The organism is Mesorhizobium onobrychidis (assembly GCF_024707545.1).
Taxonomy (GTDB): Bacteria; Pseudomonadota; Alphaproteobacteria; order Rhizobiales; family Rhizobiaceae; genus Mesorhizobium; species Mesorhizobium onobrychidis.
In genome coordinates, this window is the sequence record NZ_CP062229.1 from 1,774,398 (window position 1) to 1,788,908 (window position 14,511).

Annotated in this window: 14 protein-coding genes; 7 read left to right on the top strand and 7 right to left on the bottom strand. The window is 64.2% G+C overall.

The window, feature by feature from the left end:
* Positions 1–70: 70 nt before the first annotated feature.
* The gene (locus tag IHQ72_RS08775) at positions 71–805 is read right to left on the bottom strand and encodes a 16S rRNA (uracil(1498)-N(3))-methyltransferase (RefSeq protein WP_258122056.1); all 735 of its coding nucleotides are present in this window, start codon (positions 803–805) and stop codon (positions 71–73) included.
* 31 nt (positions 806–836) lie between these two features.
* On the bottom strand, positions 837–1,499 hold the full coding sequence (locus tag IHQ72_RS08780; protein ID WP_258122057.1) for a hypothetical protein: 663 nt from the start codon (positions 1,497–1,499) through the stop codon (positions 837–839).
* An 87-nt stretch (positions 1,500–1,586) separates the two neighbouring features.
* Here IHQ72_RS08780 and IHQ72_RS08785 point away from each other — a divergent pair, with 87 nt between their 5' ends.
* Positions 1,587–2,285: a type 1 glutamine amidotransferase gene (locus IHQ72_RS08785; RefSeq protein WP_258123781.1), complete on the top strand. Its 699-nt coding sequence runs from the start codon at positions 1,587–1,589 to the stop codon at positions 2,283–2,285.
* Between the two features lie 285 nt (positions 2,286–2,570).
* A complete protein-coding gene (locus tag IHQ72_RS08790) occupies positions 2,571–2,702 on the top strand; it encodes a hypothetical protein (RefSeq protein WP_258124092.1) in 132 nt (43 codons plus the stop codon).
* 26 nt (positions 2,703–2,728) lie between these two features.
* On the opposite strand, the gene IHQ72_RS08795 is transcribed toward IHQ72_RS08790, so the two are convergent.
* The 3 genes from IHQ72_RS08795 to IHQ72_RS08805 are packed head-to-tail and all read right to left on the bottom strand — an operon-like array spanning position 2,729 to position 5,534.
* On the bottom strand, positions 2,729–3,502 hold the full coding sequence (locus IHQ72_RS08795) for a metallophosphoesterase (protein ID WP_258123782.1): 774 nt from the start codon (positions 3,500–3,502) through the stop codon (positions 2,729–2,731).
* A gap of 35 nt (positions 3,503–3,537) precedes the next feature.
* Positions 3,538–4,674: an alpha-hydroxy acid oxidase gene (locus IHQ72_RS08800; protein ID WP_258122058.1), complete on the bottom strand. Its 1,137-nt coding sequence runs from the start codon at positions 4,672–4,674 to the stop codon at positions 3,538–3,540.
* Positions 4,675–4,730: 56 nt separating this feature from the next.
* On the bottom strand, positions 4,731–5,534 hold the full coding sequence (locus IHQ72_RS08805; RefSeq protein WP_258122059.1) for a FadR/GntR family transcriptional regulator: 804 nt from the start codon (positions 5,532–5,534) through the stop codon (positions 4,731–4,733).
* A 181-nt stretch (positions 5,535–5,715) separates the two neighbouring features.
* Between IHQ72_RS08805 and IHQ72_RS08810 the strand changes: the two genes are divergently transcribed.
* From IHQ72_RS08810 to glcF, 5 genes are all read left to right on the top strand, one after another.
* Positions 5,716–7,038 carry a DUF3422 family protein gene (locus IHQ72_RS08810; RefSeq protein WP_258122060.1) on the top strand — a complete coding sequence of 441 codons (1,323 nt, stop codon included), beginning with the start codon at positions 5,716–5,718 and terminating at the stop codon, positions 7,036–7,038.
* A 413-nt stretch (positions 7,039–7,451) separates the two neighbouring features.
* Positions 7,452–8,948, top strand: a complete 1,497-nt coding sequence (locus tag IHQ72_RS08815) for an FAD-linked oxidase C-terminal domain-containing protein (RefSeq protein ID WP_258122061.1) — start codon at positions 7,452–7,454, stop codon at positions 8,946–8,948.
* A 258-nt stretch (positions 8,949–9,206) separates the two neighbouring features.
* The gene (locus tag IHQ72_RS08820; protein ID WP_258122062.1) at positions 9,207–10,463 is read left to right on the top strand and encodes an FAD-binding protein; all 1,257 of its coding nucleotides are present in this window, start codon (positions 9,207–9,209) and stop codon (positions 10,461–10,463) included.
* Positions 10,460–10,861 carry a DUF4870 family protein gene (locus tag IHQ72_RS08825; RefSeq protein ID WP_258122064.1) on the top strand — a complete coding sequence of 134 codons (402 nt, stop codon included), beginning with the start codon at positions 10,460–10,462 and terminating at the stop codon, positions 10,859–10,861. Before IHQ72_RS08820 ends, IHQ72_RS08825 begins: the two co-directional genes overlap by 4 nt.
* A gap of 89 nt (positions 10,862–10,950) precedes the next feature.
* The gene (gene glcF, locus IHQ72_RS08830; RefSeq protein WP_258122065.1) at positions 10,951–12,282 is read left to right on the top strand and encodes a glycolate oxidase subunit GlcF; all 1,332 of its coding nucleotides are present in this window, start codon (positions 10,951–10,953) and stop codon (positions 12,280–12,282) included.
* A gap of 162 nt (positions 12,283–12,444) precedes the next feature.
* On the opposite strand, the gene IHQ72_RS08835 is transcribed toward glcF, so the two are convergent.
* Together IHQ72_RS08835 and IHQ72_RS08840 are read right to left on the bottom strand one after the other, a co-directional pair.
* The gene (locus tag IHQ72_RS08835) at positions 12,445–13,365 is read right to left on the bottom strand and encodes a bifunctional 5,10-methylenetetrahydrofolate dehydrogenase/5,10-methenyltetrahydrofolate cyclohydrolase (RefSeq protein ID WP_258122066.1); all 921 of its coding nucleotides are present in this window, start codon (positions 13,363–13,365) and stop codon (positions 12,445–12,447) included.
* 270 nt (positions 13,366–13,635) lie between these two features.
* On the bottom strand, positions 13,636–14,379 hold the full coding sequence (locus tag IHQ72_RS08840; RefSeq protein WP_258122067.1) for a L,D-transpeptidase: 744 nt from the start codon (positions 14,377–14,379) through the stop codon (positions 13,636–13,638).
* Positions 14,380–14,511 lie beyond the last annotated feature (132 nt).

Sequence of the window (14,511 nt, forward strand, 5' to 3'; positions counted from 1 at the left end):
AAACTCCCTTGACACCTCTCCGAAGCAGATGTGTGCGCACGCTAGCCCACAAGGGGAGAAGGGAAGTGCGTCACCAGTCCCCGATTGTTGCCTGTATCACCGCCAGTGCCGCCACCGCAGCCGTATCGGCGCGCAGGATGCGCGGCCCGAGCGGAATGGCGGTTACGAAAGGTAGCGCCCTCAGTATCCTTCGTTCCTCGTCGGAAAATCCGCCCTCGGGTCCAACCAGCAGCCCGAGTTTCTTCTCCCGCACCGCTTGCAGCGCCGGCAGAGGATTGTTGGTGGAAGCGTCCTCGTCGCAGAAGATCAACCGCCGCTCCTTGTCCCAGCCGGCCAGCAGGCGTTCGAACCTTTCCGCTTCGCGCAAATCCGGCACTGCTAGGATGCCGCATTGTTCGGCGGCCTCGACGACATTGGCACGCAGGCGTTCGATGCCGGGCCTTGCCACTTGCGTGTGCTGGGTGATGACCGGCTGCAGGACGCCGGCGCCCATCTCGACCGCCTTCTGCACAAGATAATCGAGCCGACCCTGCTTCAATGGCGCAAAGCAGTAGACGAGATCTGGCAGCGGCGGCTGCGGCCGCTGCAAGGCCAGCACCTTCAGGCGTACCGCCTTTTTTGATTTGGCGGCGATTGCCGCCGACCATTCGCCGTCGCGGCCGTTGAACAACAAGACTTCGGCGCCTTCGCCGAGCCGCAGCACATGCATCAGGTAGTGGCCCTGCTGCGGGATCGCCTCGAACTCGATGTCAGGTCCGAGGTCGTCCGGCACGAACAGCCGCTGCATCTTGTAGTTGGCGCGCATCGCCGAGGAATGGGCGAGCCAAACCTTGGCGTCAAGTCTCGGCCGAGGGATGCCAGACTGGTTCGTAGCCTTGCCTCAGCACGGAAACGGTGGTTGTCGGCGTAAGCAGGCGAAGCGGACGGCCGGCAAAACCGCCGAACCCCGCCGGATCACCATAGCCTGCGAACGACCAGCGCAGCGCCTTGCCGCCACGCATCGCGTAGGCGTCGCCGCCGTCCGCAACCATGGCGCCGTCCGGCAACCCGGCAAGCTCTCCTGTGGATACGACCGGTGCCTGCCCACCCGACGCCAGCCGCTCTTTATGCAGCCGCTTGTCGACCTGCGGTGCACGCGGCACGGCAATGCCGAAGGCCATGCCGAAGCGCCGGACGAAATCGCTCGCCCGCTCGCGCCGGCAGAAGAAGCAGGGCCGATGCCCGGCCGAAAGCGCGGTCACCTCGTCCAGGAAAAACAATTCGGTCCAGCCGGCCTTGCCACCCGATTGGCCGTCGCTTTGCCTGTTTCGGCCCATCGGCTCGCGCCGCACATCGCGGAATTGGCAGACGCAGATGATCCAGGCATGCAGCGCCCAGCGCTTTTTCAGCAGCGTCTTCGTTTCGGGGTCATGGATGATACCGCGATTGCCCATGAACAGGCCGCGCTCCGGCACGGCATGGAGGGCGCCGAACGGGTCGACCCGGTTCTGCAGTGGCATAGCTTTCTCCCTGAATGCGCATCTTGGCTGGAATGATGACGGCATGATATCGCTCGTCGCATCATTTTCATGTCGGCAGGTTTTTCGATGCGGGTGCTGGTGGTCCAGAATTTCGACAGTGAGGGCCTTGGCCAGATCGGCGCAGCGCTTGTCGAGGCGGGCGCCGATATCGACCTGCGCCGGCCCTATTGTGGCGAGACGCTGCCGCACGACAGCGCTGCGCACGACGCCATGGTCGTGCTCGGCGGCGCCCAGAATGCGCTGGACGACGAGATTTGCCCGTATTTTCCTGAACTGCTCGACCTGACGCGCGATTTCGCCGGCAAGGATCGCGCCGTGCTCGGTATCTGCCTTGGCAGCCAGCTGGTCGCGCGTGCCTTCGGCGGCGAGAACCGGATCGGCGGCGCCTCTGAATTCGGCTGGCACAAGGTCTCGCTTACCCCGGCGGCGAAGGCCGATCCGGTGCTCGCCGCGCTGCCTGAAAATTTCCCCATCTTCGAATGGCACGACGACACGTTTGTGCTGCCTGAAGGTGCCGTGCGGCTCGCCGGCAACGAAGTCGCCGAGAACCAGGCGTTTCGCGTCGGCCGCGCCGTCTATGGCTTCCAGTTCCATTTCGAGGCGGACCGGCCGATGGTCCGCGACTGGAGCACATCCTTCGCCCCGCTCATAGCCGAGCGGCACCCTGACTGGAGCGACCGGCTCGATGACGAAATGGCCCGCAACGGACCGGACGCCGATGCCGCCGGGCTGGCCATCGCCCGCGCCTGGGTGGCGACGATCTGACGGCAGTCAGTACCGACGTTGCATATTTGGCACGCCGGCAAAAATCCGCTGTGGACAGCTTGTTTCGTCCTTGGCTTGTGGCCGCCCGCCACCTTAGAAGGCACGCGCTCTGCATCTTCCATGCAACGCGATGAACCTTTTGTCTCACTCGCGCGACACATCGCCGATACAGAAACTGCCTAGAAGCGTGAAATCGTCGAAACTTTGAGACGCATTTTTTCGTTTCAACCCATTCGTAACCCGCCTCGTGCACAGATGCAGAAAGCTCAACAAGAGATGACGTCCGTGAAAGCAGCGCTTCTGTCCTTTGTCATGTTGTCGGCCATCGTGTTGTGCGGCTTCGGCACCTATGCCGGCGACGCAGCCAACAACCACAACGCCGTCGACGGCTACGGCGTCACCGCCGCGCTTCGCTAAAACAAAGCCTTGAGGCGCGACGCGCGTTAACCCCTCTCGCCTGACACCACCAGGATACGCTTGTCGGCGCCGTCGACAACGAGCGCGCTGAGGTTTCCCGTCTGGTAGGCGAGCGTGTCGATATTGACGCGGTTGACCATCACTTCCGCCTCCGGCACCGGCGTGTGGCCATGCACCACGATCTTCGGATGCAGGCCGGAATGGTTGTGGAAGACATCGCGGATCCAGATCAGGTCCTGCGTGCTCTGACTTTCCAGCGCAATGCCCGGCCGGATGCCGGCATGGCAGAAGAAGAAGTCGCCGAACGTCAGCGAAAACGGCAGCGACTGCAGGAACTCGACATGGCTTTTCGGCACGGCCTCGACCAGCGCCGCATGACCTTGCCGCAGCGCCGCGTCGGACCTGCCAAACCACGCGCCGCCGCCTTCATTGATCGCCACGCCATAGGATTGCGCGGTTTGGATGCCGCCATAGCGTATGAAAAGCCCGTCCGGATCAGGGCTATCGAGAAAGTCGAGAAAGCCGATGTCGTGGTTGCCGGCGAGCATCAGGTGGCGCGGGTCGCGTTTTCTCACTTCGATCAGGAAATCGATGACGCCCTTGGAGTCCGGGCCGCGGTCGACATAGTCGCCGAGATGGATGACACGCCAGTCGGCCGGCCGCGCCTGGCGGATCTCGGCCGCAATCCGTCGGTACATGGCGGCGAGCAGGTCGAGCCGGCCATGCACATCGCCGACCGCATAGATGCGCATGCCTTCCGGTCCGCGCGCGTCGAGAAAGTGGATGCCGGGGGTGGTCAATGCGTCCATCTCAGTGATCATGCCGTCACGGGCGTCTAACGCCAAAGCTGATCCTTGCCCATGTCGGTTACCAGACGCTTTCCGCACAGTGCCAGCGTTATGTCCATCTCCTTGCGGATGATTTCCAAGGCTTTTGTGACCCCTTCCTTGCCTAGCGCGCCGAGGCCGTAAAGGAAAGGCCGGCCGATATAGGTGCCCTTGGCGCCGAGGCACAGCGCCTTCAGAACGTCCTGGCCCGAGCGGATGCCGCCATCCATATGCACTTCGATCGTATCGCCGACCGCGTCGGCGATCTCTTCCAGCACCTCGATCGACGACGGCGCACCGTCGAGCTGGCGTCCGCCATGATTGGAGACGATGATCGCGTCGGCGCCGGTCTTGGCCGCCATCAGCGCGTCTTCCTTGTCGAGGATGCCCTTCAGGATCAGCTTGCCGCCCCAGCGCTCCTTGATCCAGGCAACGTCATTCCACGACAGATGCGGATCGAATTGCTCCGTCGTCCATGACGACAGCGAGGTGAGGTCGCCGACGCCCTTGGCGTGGCCGACGATGTTGCGGAAGGTCCGGCGCTTGGTCCCCGCCATGCCGATGCACCAGCCCGGCCTGGTCGCCATCTGCCAGATGTGTTTCGGCGTGAAGCGCGGCGGCGCCGACAGCCCGTTGCGGATATCCTTGTGGCGCTGGCCGAGGATCTGCAGGTCGAGCGTCAGCACCAGCGCCGAGCATTTCGCCGCCTTTGCCCTGTCGATGAGATTGAGGACGAAATCCTTGTCGCGCAGCACATAGAGCTGGAACCAGAACGGCTTCTTGGTCACCGATGCGACATCCTCGATCGAGCAGATGCTCATCGTCGACAGCGTGAACGGGACGCCGAATTCCTCCGCCGCCTGCGCCGCCAGCATCTCGCCGTCGGGGTGCTGCATGCCGGTCATGCCGGTCGGCGCCAGCGCCACCGGCATCGCCACCTTCTCGCCGATCATGGTCGATTCCAGCGAGCGGTTGCTCATGTCGACCAGCACGCGCTGGCGGAACTTGATCTTGTGGAAATCCTCCTCATTGGCCCGGTAGGTGCTTTCGGTCCATCCACCGGAATCGGCATAGTCGAAGAACATCTTCGGGACGCGGCGGCGCGCCAGGTCCTTGAGATCGGCGATGGTAAGGATCATGCTCATGGCTTTTCCGCTGGTTGTTCGCTAATTCGTCGTTGTTGATTGTTCTTAGCCGGCGCTCACGAGCGTTTCCTTGCCGGCTCGCTGTCGCCCGCTTCGGAGCGCTGCATGAGCCTCAGCCGCGACACCCGTTGCCAGTCTCCGCTGCGCTCGGCCTCGGCCATGGTGCGTTCGACATGGGTGATGTGGTCCATCGCCGCCTGTCGTGCGGCCGCCGGGTCACCGGCTTTCACCGCCGCGTAGATCGCTCGGTGCTGCGAAAGCAGCGCCTCGCGCGCGCCCGGCACGTGGAACACCAAGAGCCGGTTCTGGAACACGCCCTCCGACAGCAGCCGGTAGCATGAGCGCAGCGTGTGCAGGAGGATGATGTTGTGCGCGCATTCGCAGATTGCGTGATGGAACTCGACGTCGATTTCTGCCTCGTCGTCGAAGTTGCCGGTCCGGTGCGCCTCGTCCATGCGTGCCATGATGCGGTCGAGCAGCGCCAGATCGTCTGATGTGGCGCGCCGCGCCGCATACTCGGCCGCCACCGCCTCGATCTCGCGGCGATACTCCAGATAGTCGGTTGCCGCCTTGCGGTGCATGGAGATCAGGTCCGTCACCGGCTTGGTGAACAACTGGCCGATGACGTCGGCGACATGGGTGCCGCCGCCGGGCCGCGTGGTCAAAAGCCCGCGCCCCTCCAGCGCCTTCAGCGCATCGCGCAGGATCGGCCGCGACACCTCGAACCGGCGTGCCAGCTCGCGCTCGCCCGGCAGCCTGTCGCCGGTGCGCAGAACGCCTTCGAGGATCAGGCTCTCGATCTGCTGCACCACCTCGTCGGCGGTGCGGGAATGCTCGATCCTGGAGAAAATATCGCTCAACGGGGATGGCCTGGGGATTAAACCGGTGTCGCGCAGGATAAAGCCAGTGTCAGCAACTGGTCAAATTATTTATCCACTTTGTCGGTCTGGCCGGGTATATCGCTTTCGGCTAACTTGTTGTTTGCGTCCCACGGCAATAGGCCCTAGAGAGACTCGATTGCACCGAGCTCGGGGACCAGCCGTGGCAGATGACCCGTCCAATCTCGAATTTCAGCCGCGCGTCAAGGGCAGCGTCATGGGCTTTCCCGCGCATGAGGGACGGCCTGGCGCGCTCGGCGAGGTTCACGCCCGTCCGCATCCGCTGGTCGAGATACCGCGCGTGCTGGTGCAGCTTTCCTTCATGACCGAAGCTGGGTCCGGCGTCGACCAGGCCGTGCTTTCCGAATTGTCGCGGCGCCTCGGCATCGCCGCGCCTGACCCTCATGCCCGCCACCACGCGATGAAGTGGGGCAAGGGCTCGCTGCGCTGGGAACGGCACACGGAATTCTCCACCTATCTGTGGGAAGGGCCGCTCTCCGAGAGCGGCCAGCGCCAGGAAGATTCGCCTTTCGGCAACGGGTTTTCACCGCCGGGTACGGTGATTTCCGGCATCAGGCTCGAAATCCGCAAATGGACGCAGGCGAGCGAAAAGCTGATCGCCAGCTTCGACCCGACCAGCCTGTGCTATTCGCTGGTCGAGCGCGGCAACGCAGCCATCGTCACCGATTTCCGCCAGGACGGTGACGGCATGACGCGCATGCTGGTGCTCGACCGCGGCCTGACGCCGGCACGCACCGGCGCGCTGGCGCAACGGCTGATCGATATCGAAACCTACCGCACGCTGGCCATGCTTGGCCTGCCGCTGGCGCTGATGCTGTCCGGTCGCGCGCGCCGCATCGAAGACAGGCTGGCGCAAACCACACTGGAAATGAAAGTCGCCGAAACCCGCGACAACCAGACGCTGCTTGCCGACCTGACCGAGCTTGCCGCCGAGTTGGAGGCCGATGCAGCGTCCAGCCTCTATCGCTTCGGCGCCAGCCGCGCCTATGACGGCATCGTCCGCGAAAGGCTGGAGGCGCTGGAGGAAGAGGCGGTGCCCGGCTACGACACCTGGGGCGGTTTCCTGCAACGCCGCGTCGCCCCCGCCATGCGCACCTACCGTTCGGTCGAGGAGCGTCAGGCCAATCTGTCGACGAAGCTCACCCGCGCCACCACGCTGCTGCGCACCTGGGTCGACGTCGAGGTCGAGAAGCAGAACCGCGATCTGCTGGCGTCGATGAACAACCGCGCCCGCCTGCAACTGCGGCTGCAGCAGACGGTGGAAGGGCTCTCGGTCGCCGCCGTCTCCTACTACGTCGTCGGCCTCATCGGCTATGTCGCCAAGGGCGCCTCGATCTTCGGCCGTGCCTTCGCGCCCGAGATCGTCACGGCCGCCTCGGTGCCGCTCGCCATCCTGCTGGTCTGGTGGGGCGTGCGCCGTGTGCGCCGCTTGCACTCCGAACCCGCCAAGCAGGCAGCGGAGTAAAAGCCTTACCCTCCCCCTTGTGGGGAGGGTCGGCGAGCAAGCTGAGCGAAGCGAAGTTTGCGAAACGGGGTGGGGGTGCTCATAAAGCGCGTCCCTCTCGCCGACCCCCACCCGCTCACTTCGTTCGCGACCCTCCCCACAAGAGGGTGTTTGGACCGGGGACATCGCGCTCGTGTCCTCGAATGGCATCTCGAACCTCCCGGCGCAAAGCGCGCCAAACTGTTCGCGATGTCCTCGCGCACCTGTTCGCGATGTCCCGGTCCAAACAAGGGAGAGGGTAAAACTGCAGCGGCAGATTGCCACCGCGGAAGGCGGTGCAGGTGTCGGCGCTCGATTTTCGGCCAAAGCAGGATTTGCAACAGGCGCCTGCGGCTGGTAAAAGATTTTTACCAGTCGATCGAAGGAGACTGTCGATGTCCGGCCTGCTGATGCCGAAGCCAGACGACGCAACGATGCGCCGGCGCGACGAGATCGTCGCCGATATGCGCATCATCGTGCCCGGCGAAGGCGTCGTCGACGCTGCCAACTCAATGCGTGCCTTCGAGAGCGACGGCCTCACCGCCTATCGGCAATTGCCGCTGGTCGTGGTGCTGCCCGAAACGGTGGCGCAGGTTTCTCGCGTGCTGAAATATTGCAACGACCGCAACATCCGCGTCGTGCCGCGTGGCTCCGGCACCTCGCTGTCCGGCGGCGCGCTGCCGCTGGAAGACGCGGTGCTTTTGGTGATGAGCCGCTTCAACCGCATCCTCGAGATCGATTTTCCCAACCGCATTGTCGTCGCCCAGCCGGGCGTCACCAATCTCGGCATCACCACCGCCGTCGAGCAGGAGGGTTTTTACTACGCCCCCGATCCATCCTCCCAGATCGCCTGCTCGATCGGCGGCAATGTAGCGGAGAATTCCGGCGGCGTGCATTGCCTGAAATACGGTCTTACCGCCAACAATGTGCTGGGCATCGAGATGGTGCTGATGAACGGCGAGGTGGTGCGGCTCGGCGGCAAGCATCTCGACGCGGAAGGCTACGACCTGCTCGGGGTGATGACCGGTTCCGAAGGGCTGCTCGGCGTCGTCACCGAGGTCACGGTGCGCATCCTGAAGAAGCCGGAGACGGCGCGCGCGCTGCTGATCGGCTTCCCGACCAGCGAGCAGGGCGGCCAATGCGTCGCCGACATCATCGGCGCCGGCATCATTCCGGGCGGCATGGAGATGATGGACCGCCCGGCGATCCACGCGGCCGAGGATTTCGTCCATGCCGGCTATCCCTTGGATGTCGAGGCGCTGCTGATCGTCGAGCTGGACGGGCCGGGCGTCGAGGTCGATCATTTGATCGGCCTTGTCGAAGCCATCGCCCACAAGAGCGGCTCGACCACCTGCCGAGTATCGCAATCTGAGCAGGAGCGGCTGACGTTCTGGGCCGGCCGCAAAGCTGCCTTTCCGGCGGTCGGCCGCATTTCGCCAGACTATTACTGCATGGACGGCACCATCCCGCGCAAGGAACTGCCGCGGGTGCTACACGGCATGCGCGAACTCTCCGAAAAATACGGGCTCGGCGTCGCCAATGTCTTCCATGCCGGCGACGGCAACCTGCATCCGCTCATCCTCTACGACGCCAACGTGCCGGGCGAGCTCGACAAGGCGGAAAGTTTCGGCGCCGACATATTGCGGCTCTGCGTCAAGGTCGGCGGCGTGCTGACCGGCGAGCACGGGGTGGGGGTGGAGAAGCGCGACCTGATGCCGGAAATGTTCAACCAGATCGACCTCGACCAGCAGATGCGGGTCAAATGCGCTTTCGATCCCAACCATCTGCTCAACCCGGGAAAGGTGTTTCCGCAGCTGCGGCGCTGCGCCGAACTCGGACGCATGCACGTGCATCGCGGGCAGACGGCGTTTCCGGACATTCCGAGGTTTTGAAGTGATGGGGGCTCGCCTCTCCACGTCGGCGTTCCTTCGCGCGCCCCTCTGTCCTGCCGGACATCTCCCCCACAAGGAGGGAGATTGGCTGTCATTTTCGCTTTCGCCAATCGCCAACGTTGCTGAACGAGCGGCAGCGGCGAAGCTGCCAATCTCCCCACTTGTGGGGGAGATGTCCGGCAGGACAGAGGGGGGCGCGAAGGAGCTCGACTTATCCTCCTTCGAGGTGGTTATGTCGCCCGAGGCGGTTATGTCACCATGACCACCTTCACTCCCTCCACCGCAGCCGAAACCCTCTCCACCGTTGCCTGGGCCGCCGCCGAAGACTCGCCGCTCGAAATTCTTGGCCATGGTTCCAAGCGCGGTATCGGCCGTCCGCTGCAGACCGAGCATACGCTCGACCTGTCGAAACTGTCCGGCGTGACGCTCTACGAGCCGGCCGAACTGGTGCTGTCGGCGAAAGCCGGCACGCCGCTCGCCGACATCGAAAGCCTGCTTGCCGAAAACGGCCAGCAGCTGACCTTCGAGCCGCTGGATTACGGCCCGCTGCTCGGCGGTGAGTTAGGGCGAGGCACGATCGGCGGCGTGCTGGCCGCGAACCTTTGCGGCCCGCGCCGGCTGAAGGCGGGGGCGGCGCGCGACCATATTCTCGGCGTAGCGGCGGTTTCCGGTCGCGGCGAGGCCTTCAAGTCCGGCGGCCGCGTCGTCAAGAACGTCACCGGTTACGACCTGTCGAAACTCATGGCCAACAGCTGGGGCACGCTTGCCATCCTCACCGACGTCACCTTCAAGGTGCTGCCATCAGCCGAGACCGAAGTCACGCTCGCTCTGCGCGGCCTGCTCGACGATCATGCCGCCGCCGCCATGGCGCTGGCGCTCGGCTCCAGCGCCGAAGTGTCGAGTGCGGCCCATCTTCCCGAACGCGTCGCCGCGCGGGTCGCCGGCGGCAGCCTCGGCAATGCCGCGGCGACATTGCTGCGCGTCGAGGGGTTCGGCCCGTCGGTCGCCTACCGCATCGCCGCGCTGAAAGACCTGCTCGGAAATGCCGGCCCGCTCGAGGAGATTTCGGGCGACGTCTCGCATTCCGTCTGGCGCGACATCAGAGATTGCGCGCCGTTCGCCGACGGCCTGGAAAAGCCGGTGTGGCGCGTGTCGATGGCGCCGGCGCAAGGTCACCAGATGGTGCTGGCGCTGCGCATGCAGGCGGCGGCCGATGCCTTCTATGACTGGCAGGGCGGACTGATCTGGCTGCGCATGGAGCATGGCGATCCCGAAGCCGATCTTCTGCGCGGCCTGGTGAGACAGTATGGCGGCGGCCATGCGACGCTGGTGCGCGCCGCGCCTTCGCATCGCGCCGCTGTGCCGGTGTTTGAGCCGCAGGCGCCGCAACTGGCAGCGTTGTCGGCGCGGCTCAAAGCCGAATTCGATCCTAAGAATATCCTCAATCCCGGCCGTATGGCGCCGGCTGCAAGCTCTGCTACTCTTGGCACGGCAACCGAGGGAGCAGCATCATGAGCGACATCAATCCAGGCCCGACCGATTCAGGCAAACCCGCACCGCGCCAGACCGACCGCTGGCTGGAGCCCGGCCCGACCAACGCACTGGTCATCTACATCCTCTACCTCGCGGGCCTGGTGATCGGCGTCACCGGCCTTGTCGGCATCGTCCTGGCCTACATTAACCGCGGCAAGTCAGGCGGCTTCGTCGAGAGCCACTACACCTTCCTGATCCGCACCTTCTGGATCGGCCTGCTCTATGCGCTGATCTCGGTTGTGCTGATGATGGTGGCGATAGGCGTCGTGCTGATGTTCGCCGTCGCCGTCTGGTTCATCGCCCGCTGCATTCTCGGCCTGCAGGCGCTGCAGCGCGGCGAGCCGGTCAAAGACCCGGAAAGCTGGTTCCTCGGACTTTAGAGCATGATCCCGAACCGAAGGTCAGCCTAGCAAAAAGTGGGAACCGGTTTTCGCTGGAGATCATGCTCAAACAGTAAGGATTCTTTTGCGTGCAGACCAATTTCTCGCTTGCCCAGCTCGCCGACCCACATGTCGCGGAATCGGAAAAGATCCTGCGCAAATGCGTGCATTGCGGCTTCTGCACGGCCACTTGCCCGACCTATGTGACGCTTGGCAATGAGCTGGATTCGCCGCGCGGACGAATCTACCTGATCAAGGACATGCTGGAGAACGGCCGCCCGGCCGACAAGGAGATCGTCACCCATATCGACCGCTGCCTGTCTTGCCTCGCCTGCATGACCACCTGCCCGTCGGGCGTCAACTACATGCATCTGGTCGACCACGCCCGTGCCCATATCGAGGAAACCTACAAGCGCCCGCTGCCCGATCGCCTGACGCGCGCCATGCTGGCCTTGGTCCTGCCTTACCCCTCGCGTTTTCGCGCTGCGCTCAAACTGGCGAAGCTTGGCCAGCCATTCGCCCGACTGTTCGAAAACATCCCGGCGCTGAAGCCGCTGAGCGCGATGCTCAAGCTCGCTCCGGCATCGGTTCCGGCGGCCTCGCCAATGGCTTCGCCGGGCATCCATGCCGGGCAGGGCGCAACAAAAAACGGCCGCGTCGCCATTCTCACCGGCTGCGCACAATCGGTACTCGATCCCGCTATCAACGACACGACGATCGCGCTGCTGACGCGGCTCGGCGTCGAGGTCGTGGTTCCTGAGGGCGAGGGCTGCTGCGGCGCGCTGGTCCATCACATGGGGCGCGAGGAGGCAGCCCTTGCCTCTGCCAGGCGGAATGTCGACGCCTGGACACGCGCGATCGACCAGGGCGGGCTGGATGCCATAGTCATCACCGCGTCCGGCTGCGGCACCACCATCAAGGACTATGGTTTCATGCTGCGCCTCGATCCGGCCTATGCGGAAAAAGCGGCGCGGGTGTCGGCGCTGGCCAAGGACATCACCGAATATCTCGTGAGCCTCGACCTGCCCGAGCCGGTGCGCAAGCCCGGCACGATCGTCGCCTATCACTCCGCCTGCTCGATGCAGCACGGCCAAAAAATCACCCGCCAGCCCAAGGAGCTTCTGGCCAAGGCCGGCTTCGTCGTGCGCGAGCCGCGCGAGGGCCATCTCTGCTGCGGCTCGGCCGGCACCTACAACATCCTGCAATCCGAGATTTCGGCTCAACTGCGTGACCGCAAGGTCAGGAATATCGAGGCGACGGGTGCTGAAATCGTCGCCACCGGCAACATCGGCTGCATCACCCAACTCGCCTCTGCCGCCAAATTGCCGGTGGTGCACACGATAAAACTGCTCGACTGGGCCTATGGAGGACCGAGGCCGGAAGGCGTTCCGATAGACAGGTCGGTCGTGGCAGCGGAGTGATGGGACAGTTCTGAGGCGAGCCCCCTCATCCGGCCGCTTCGCGGCCACCTTCTCCCCGCTGGGGAGAAGAGGTTGGCGCTGGCGATGGTAACCTCCTCTCCCCTCGGGGAGAGGTCAGCCGAGCGAAGCGGAGGCTGGGTGAGGGGGCCTGCCGCTACGTGCCTACTCCGCCGCGAGCTTGTCCACCACGCCGTAGGTTGCCTGGTAGCGCGCGCGCTGGCGGCTGAGCGCTACCATCGTGTTGCGCAAAAGAATCGCCACGGTGATCGGGCCGACACCGCCCGGCACCGGCGTGATCCAAGACGCGACGTGCTTGACGCTCTCGGCGTCGACGTCGCCGACGATACGGCTCTCCCCGTCCGGTCCCGTCTCGGCATTGATGCCGATGTCGATGACGGCCGCACCAGGCTTGACCATGTCGGCCTTGATGAGCCGCGGCCTGCCGACCGCGACGAACAGCGCATCGGCGCGGCGCGCATGAGCAGCCACCGAGCGCGTCATGTGATGGCAGACCGTCACGGTGGCGCCCTCGCTCATCAGCAGGAAGGCGATCGGCTTGCCGACGATCTCGGAGTGACCGACGATGACGACCTCGAGCCCCTTGAGATCGAGACCGGTTTCCTTGAGCAGTTCGACCGAGGCGGCGGCCGTGCACGGCGCGAGGTCTAGCTGGTTATAGACGATGTTGCCGATCGAAGCCGGATGCATGCCCTCGACATCCTTGAGCGGATGCACCGCCGCCTGAAGGATCTTGATCGGGATATGCGCCGGCACCGGCCGCTGGATGATGATACCGGTGACGCGCGGATCGGCATTCAGGCCATGGATCGCTGCTTCCAGTTCGCCGGCGGTGATATCGGCGGCAAACCGTCTTTCCTCGAAATCGATGCCGGCCAATGCCGCCTTGGCGCGCTGGTTGCGCACATAGACATCGACTGCAGCTGTGTCGCCGACGGTGATCGATATCAGTTTGGGCGGAAAACCCTCGGCGGTCGCAGTCGCCGCATCCTCGCGCACGGAGGCGATGATGCGCTGGGCGACCGGGCCGCCCCTGAGATAGCGGTTGTCATCGGACAGGGACATGGATGAACCTTCTGTCTGAAAGTGTTGCTGCTGACATAGCAAGACTCTTTGGAAAATGGCAGCACGAAAGCGAACTGCTATGCCTGTCGCGCGACGTACCGGCGAACCTGCGAAGATTTGCCCGCCAACCGGATCCCAGCAGAAACAAAAAGGGCAGCGCGGCAAACCGCGCTGCCCTTTCGTGACTGACCGCATCCCCACACGGCCCGTCCCCCGTATCCGATGATCCAGAGTCTTCTTGGCAGATTCGACGATAAAATCAACTGCAGATTACATCACCACAACCGTCGTGCCAACATCGACCCGCTCATAGAGGTCGACGACGTCCTCGTTGCGCATGCGAATGCAGCCGGACGACACCGCGCCGCCGATCGTCCAGGGTTGGTTGGTGCCGTGGATGCGGTATTCCGTCGAGCCGAGATAAAGCGCGCGCGCGCCGAGCGGGTTTTCCATGCCGCCGGCAAGATAGGTCGGCAGATAGCGGCCCTTGGCGGCCTCGCGGGCGATCATCACCGCTGGCGGGCGCCAGTCCGGCCACACGCGCTTGTTGCTGATCTTGTGCGTGCCGGCCCATTCGAAGCCCGGCTTGCCGGTGCCGACGCCATAGCGCCGCGCCTTGCCGTTGTTCTCGACCAGGTAGAGAAAATTCTCCCTCGTATCGATGACGATCGTGCCCGGCTTCTCCGGACCGTCATAGGCGACTTGCTGCGGCAGGTAGATCGGGTTGATCTGCGGGCGTGTGACCATGCGCTTGGCTGGCGCCTGCACCGCCGCCGTGCGCAATTGATCGGGCCGCGCCTGCCGTTGAGAACGGCGCTGCGGCTTTTGCATCTCTTGCCGGTTCTGGCGGACGATGCCCGGCGCGCGGCCAAGCTGCAGCACCCAGGGCGCTGAAAGGTCGGGGCTCACCATCACCGGCGGCCTGTCGGCATAACGGTCATTGGCGCTGGAGGATGTAGCGGCAGTGGCCAGCACGGCTGCGGCGCCGAGCAGCGGGAACAAAAATGTCTTCATCGGAACGCACCTTGATCGTCGAACACGCCGGGCGCAAAAGCGTCCCCGGTTCGCGGACATTGGGCGCGGAGCAGCAACCGAAACATGAATCGGAATGCGTAAAATGCTCCATTGTCGGTAAAGCTTTCGGTG

What these genes read in the sequence shown, in the direction of transcription:
- IHQ72_RS08820 (WP_258122062.1), top strand. Translation starts at nt 9,207, where the DNA reads ATGACCACCTTCACTCCCTCCACCGCAGCCGAAACCCTCTCCACCGTT.
- IHQ72_RS08800 (WP_258122058.1), bottom strand. Translation starts at nt 4,674, where the DNA reads ATGAGCATGATCCTTACCATCGCCGATCTCAAGGACCTGGCGCGCCGC.
- IHQ72_RS08840 (WP_258122067.1), bottom strand. Translation starts at nt 14,379, where the DNA reads ATGAAGACATTTTTGTTCCCGCTGCTCGGCGCCGCAGCCGTGCTGGCC.
- IHQ72_RS08785 (WP_258123781.1), top strand. Translation starts at nt 1,587, where the DNA reads ATGCGGGTGCTGGTGGTCCAGAATTTCGACAGTGAGGGCCTTGGCCAG.
- IHQ72_RS08815 (WP_258122061.1), top strand. Translation starts at nt 7,452, where the DNA reads ATGTCCGGCCTGCTGATGCCGAAGCCAGACGACGCAACGATGCGCCGG.
- IHQ72_RS08825 (WP_258122064.1), top strand. Translation starts at nt 10,460, where the DNA reads ATGAGCGACATCAATCCAGGCCCGACCGATTCAGGCAAACCCGCACCG.
- IHQ72_RS08775 (WP_258122056.1), bottom strand. Translation starts at nt 805, where the DNA reads ATGCGCGCCAACTACAAGATGCAGCGGCTGTTCGTGCCGGACGACCTC.
- IHQ72_RS08835 (WP_258122066.1), bottom strand. Translation starts at nt 13,365, where the DNA reads ATGTCCCTGTCCGATGACAACCGCTATCTCAGGGGCGGCCCGGTCGCC.
- IHQ72_RS08780 (WP_258122057.1), bottom strand. Translation starts at nt 1,499, where the DNA reads ATGCCACTGCAGAACCGGGTCGACCCGTTCGGCGCCCTCCATGCCGTG.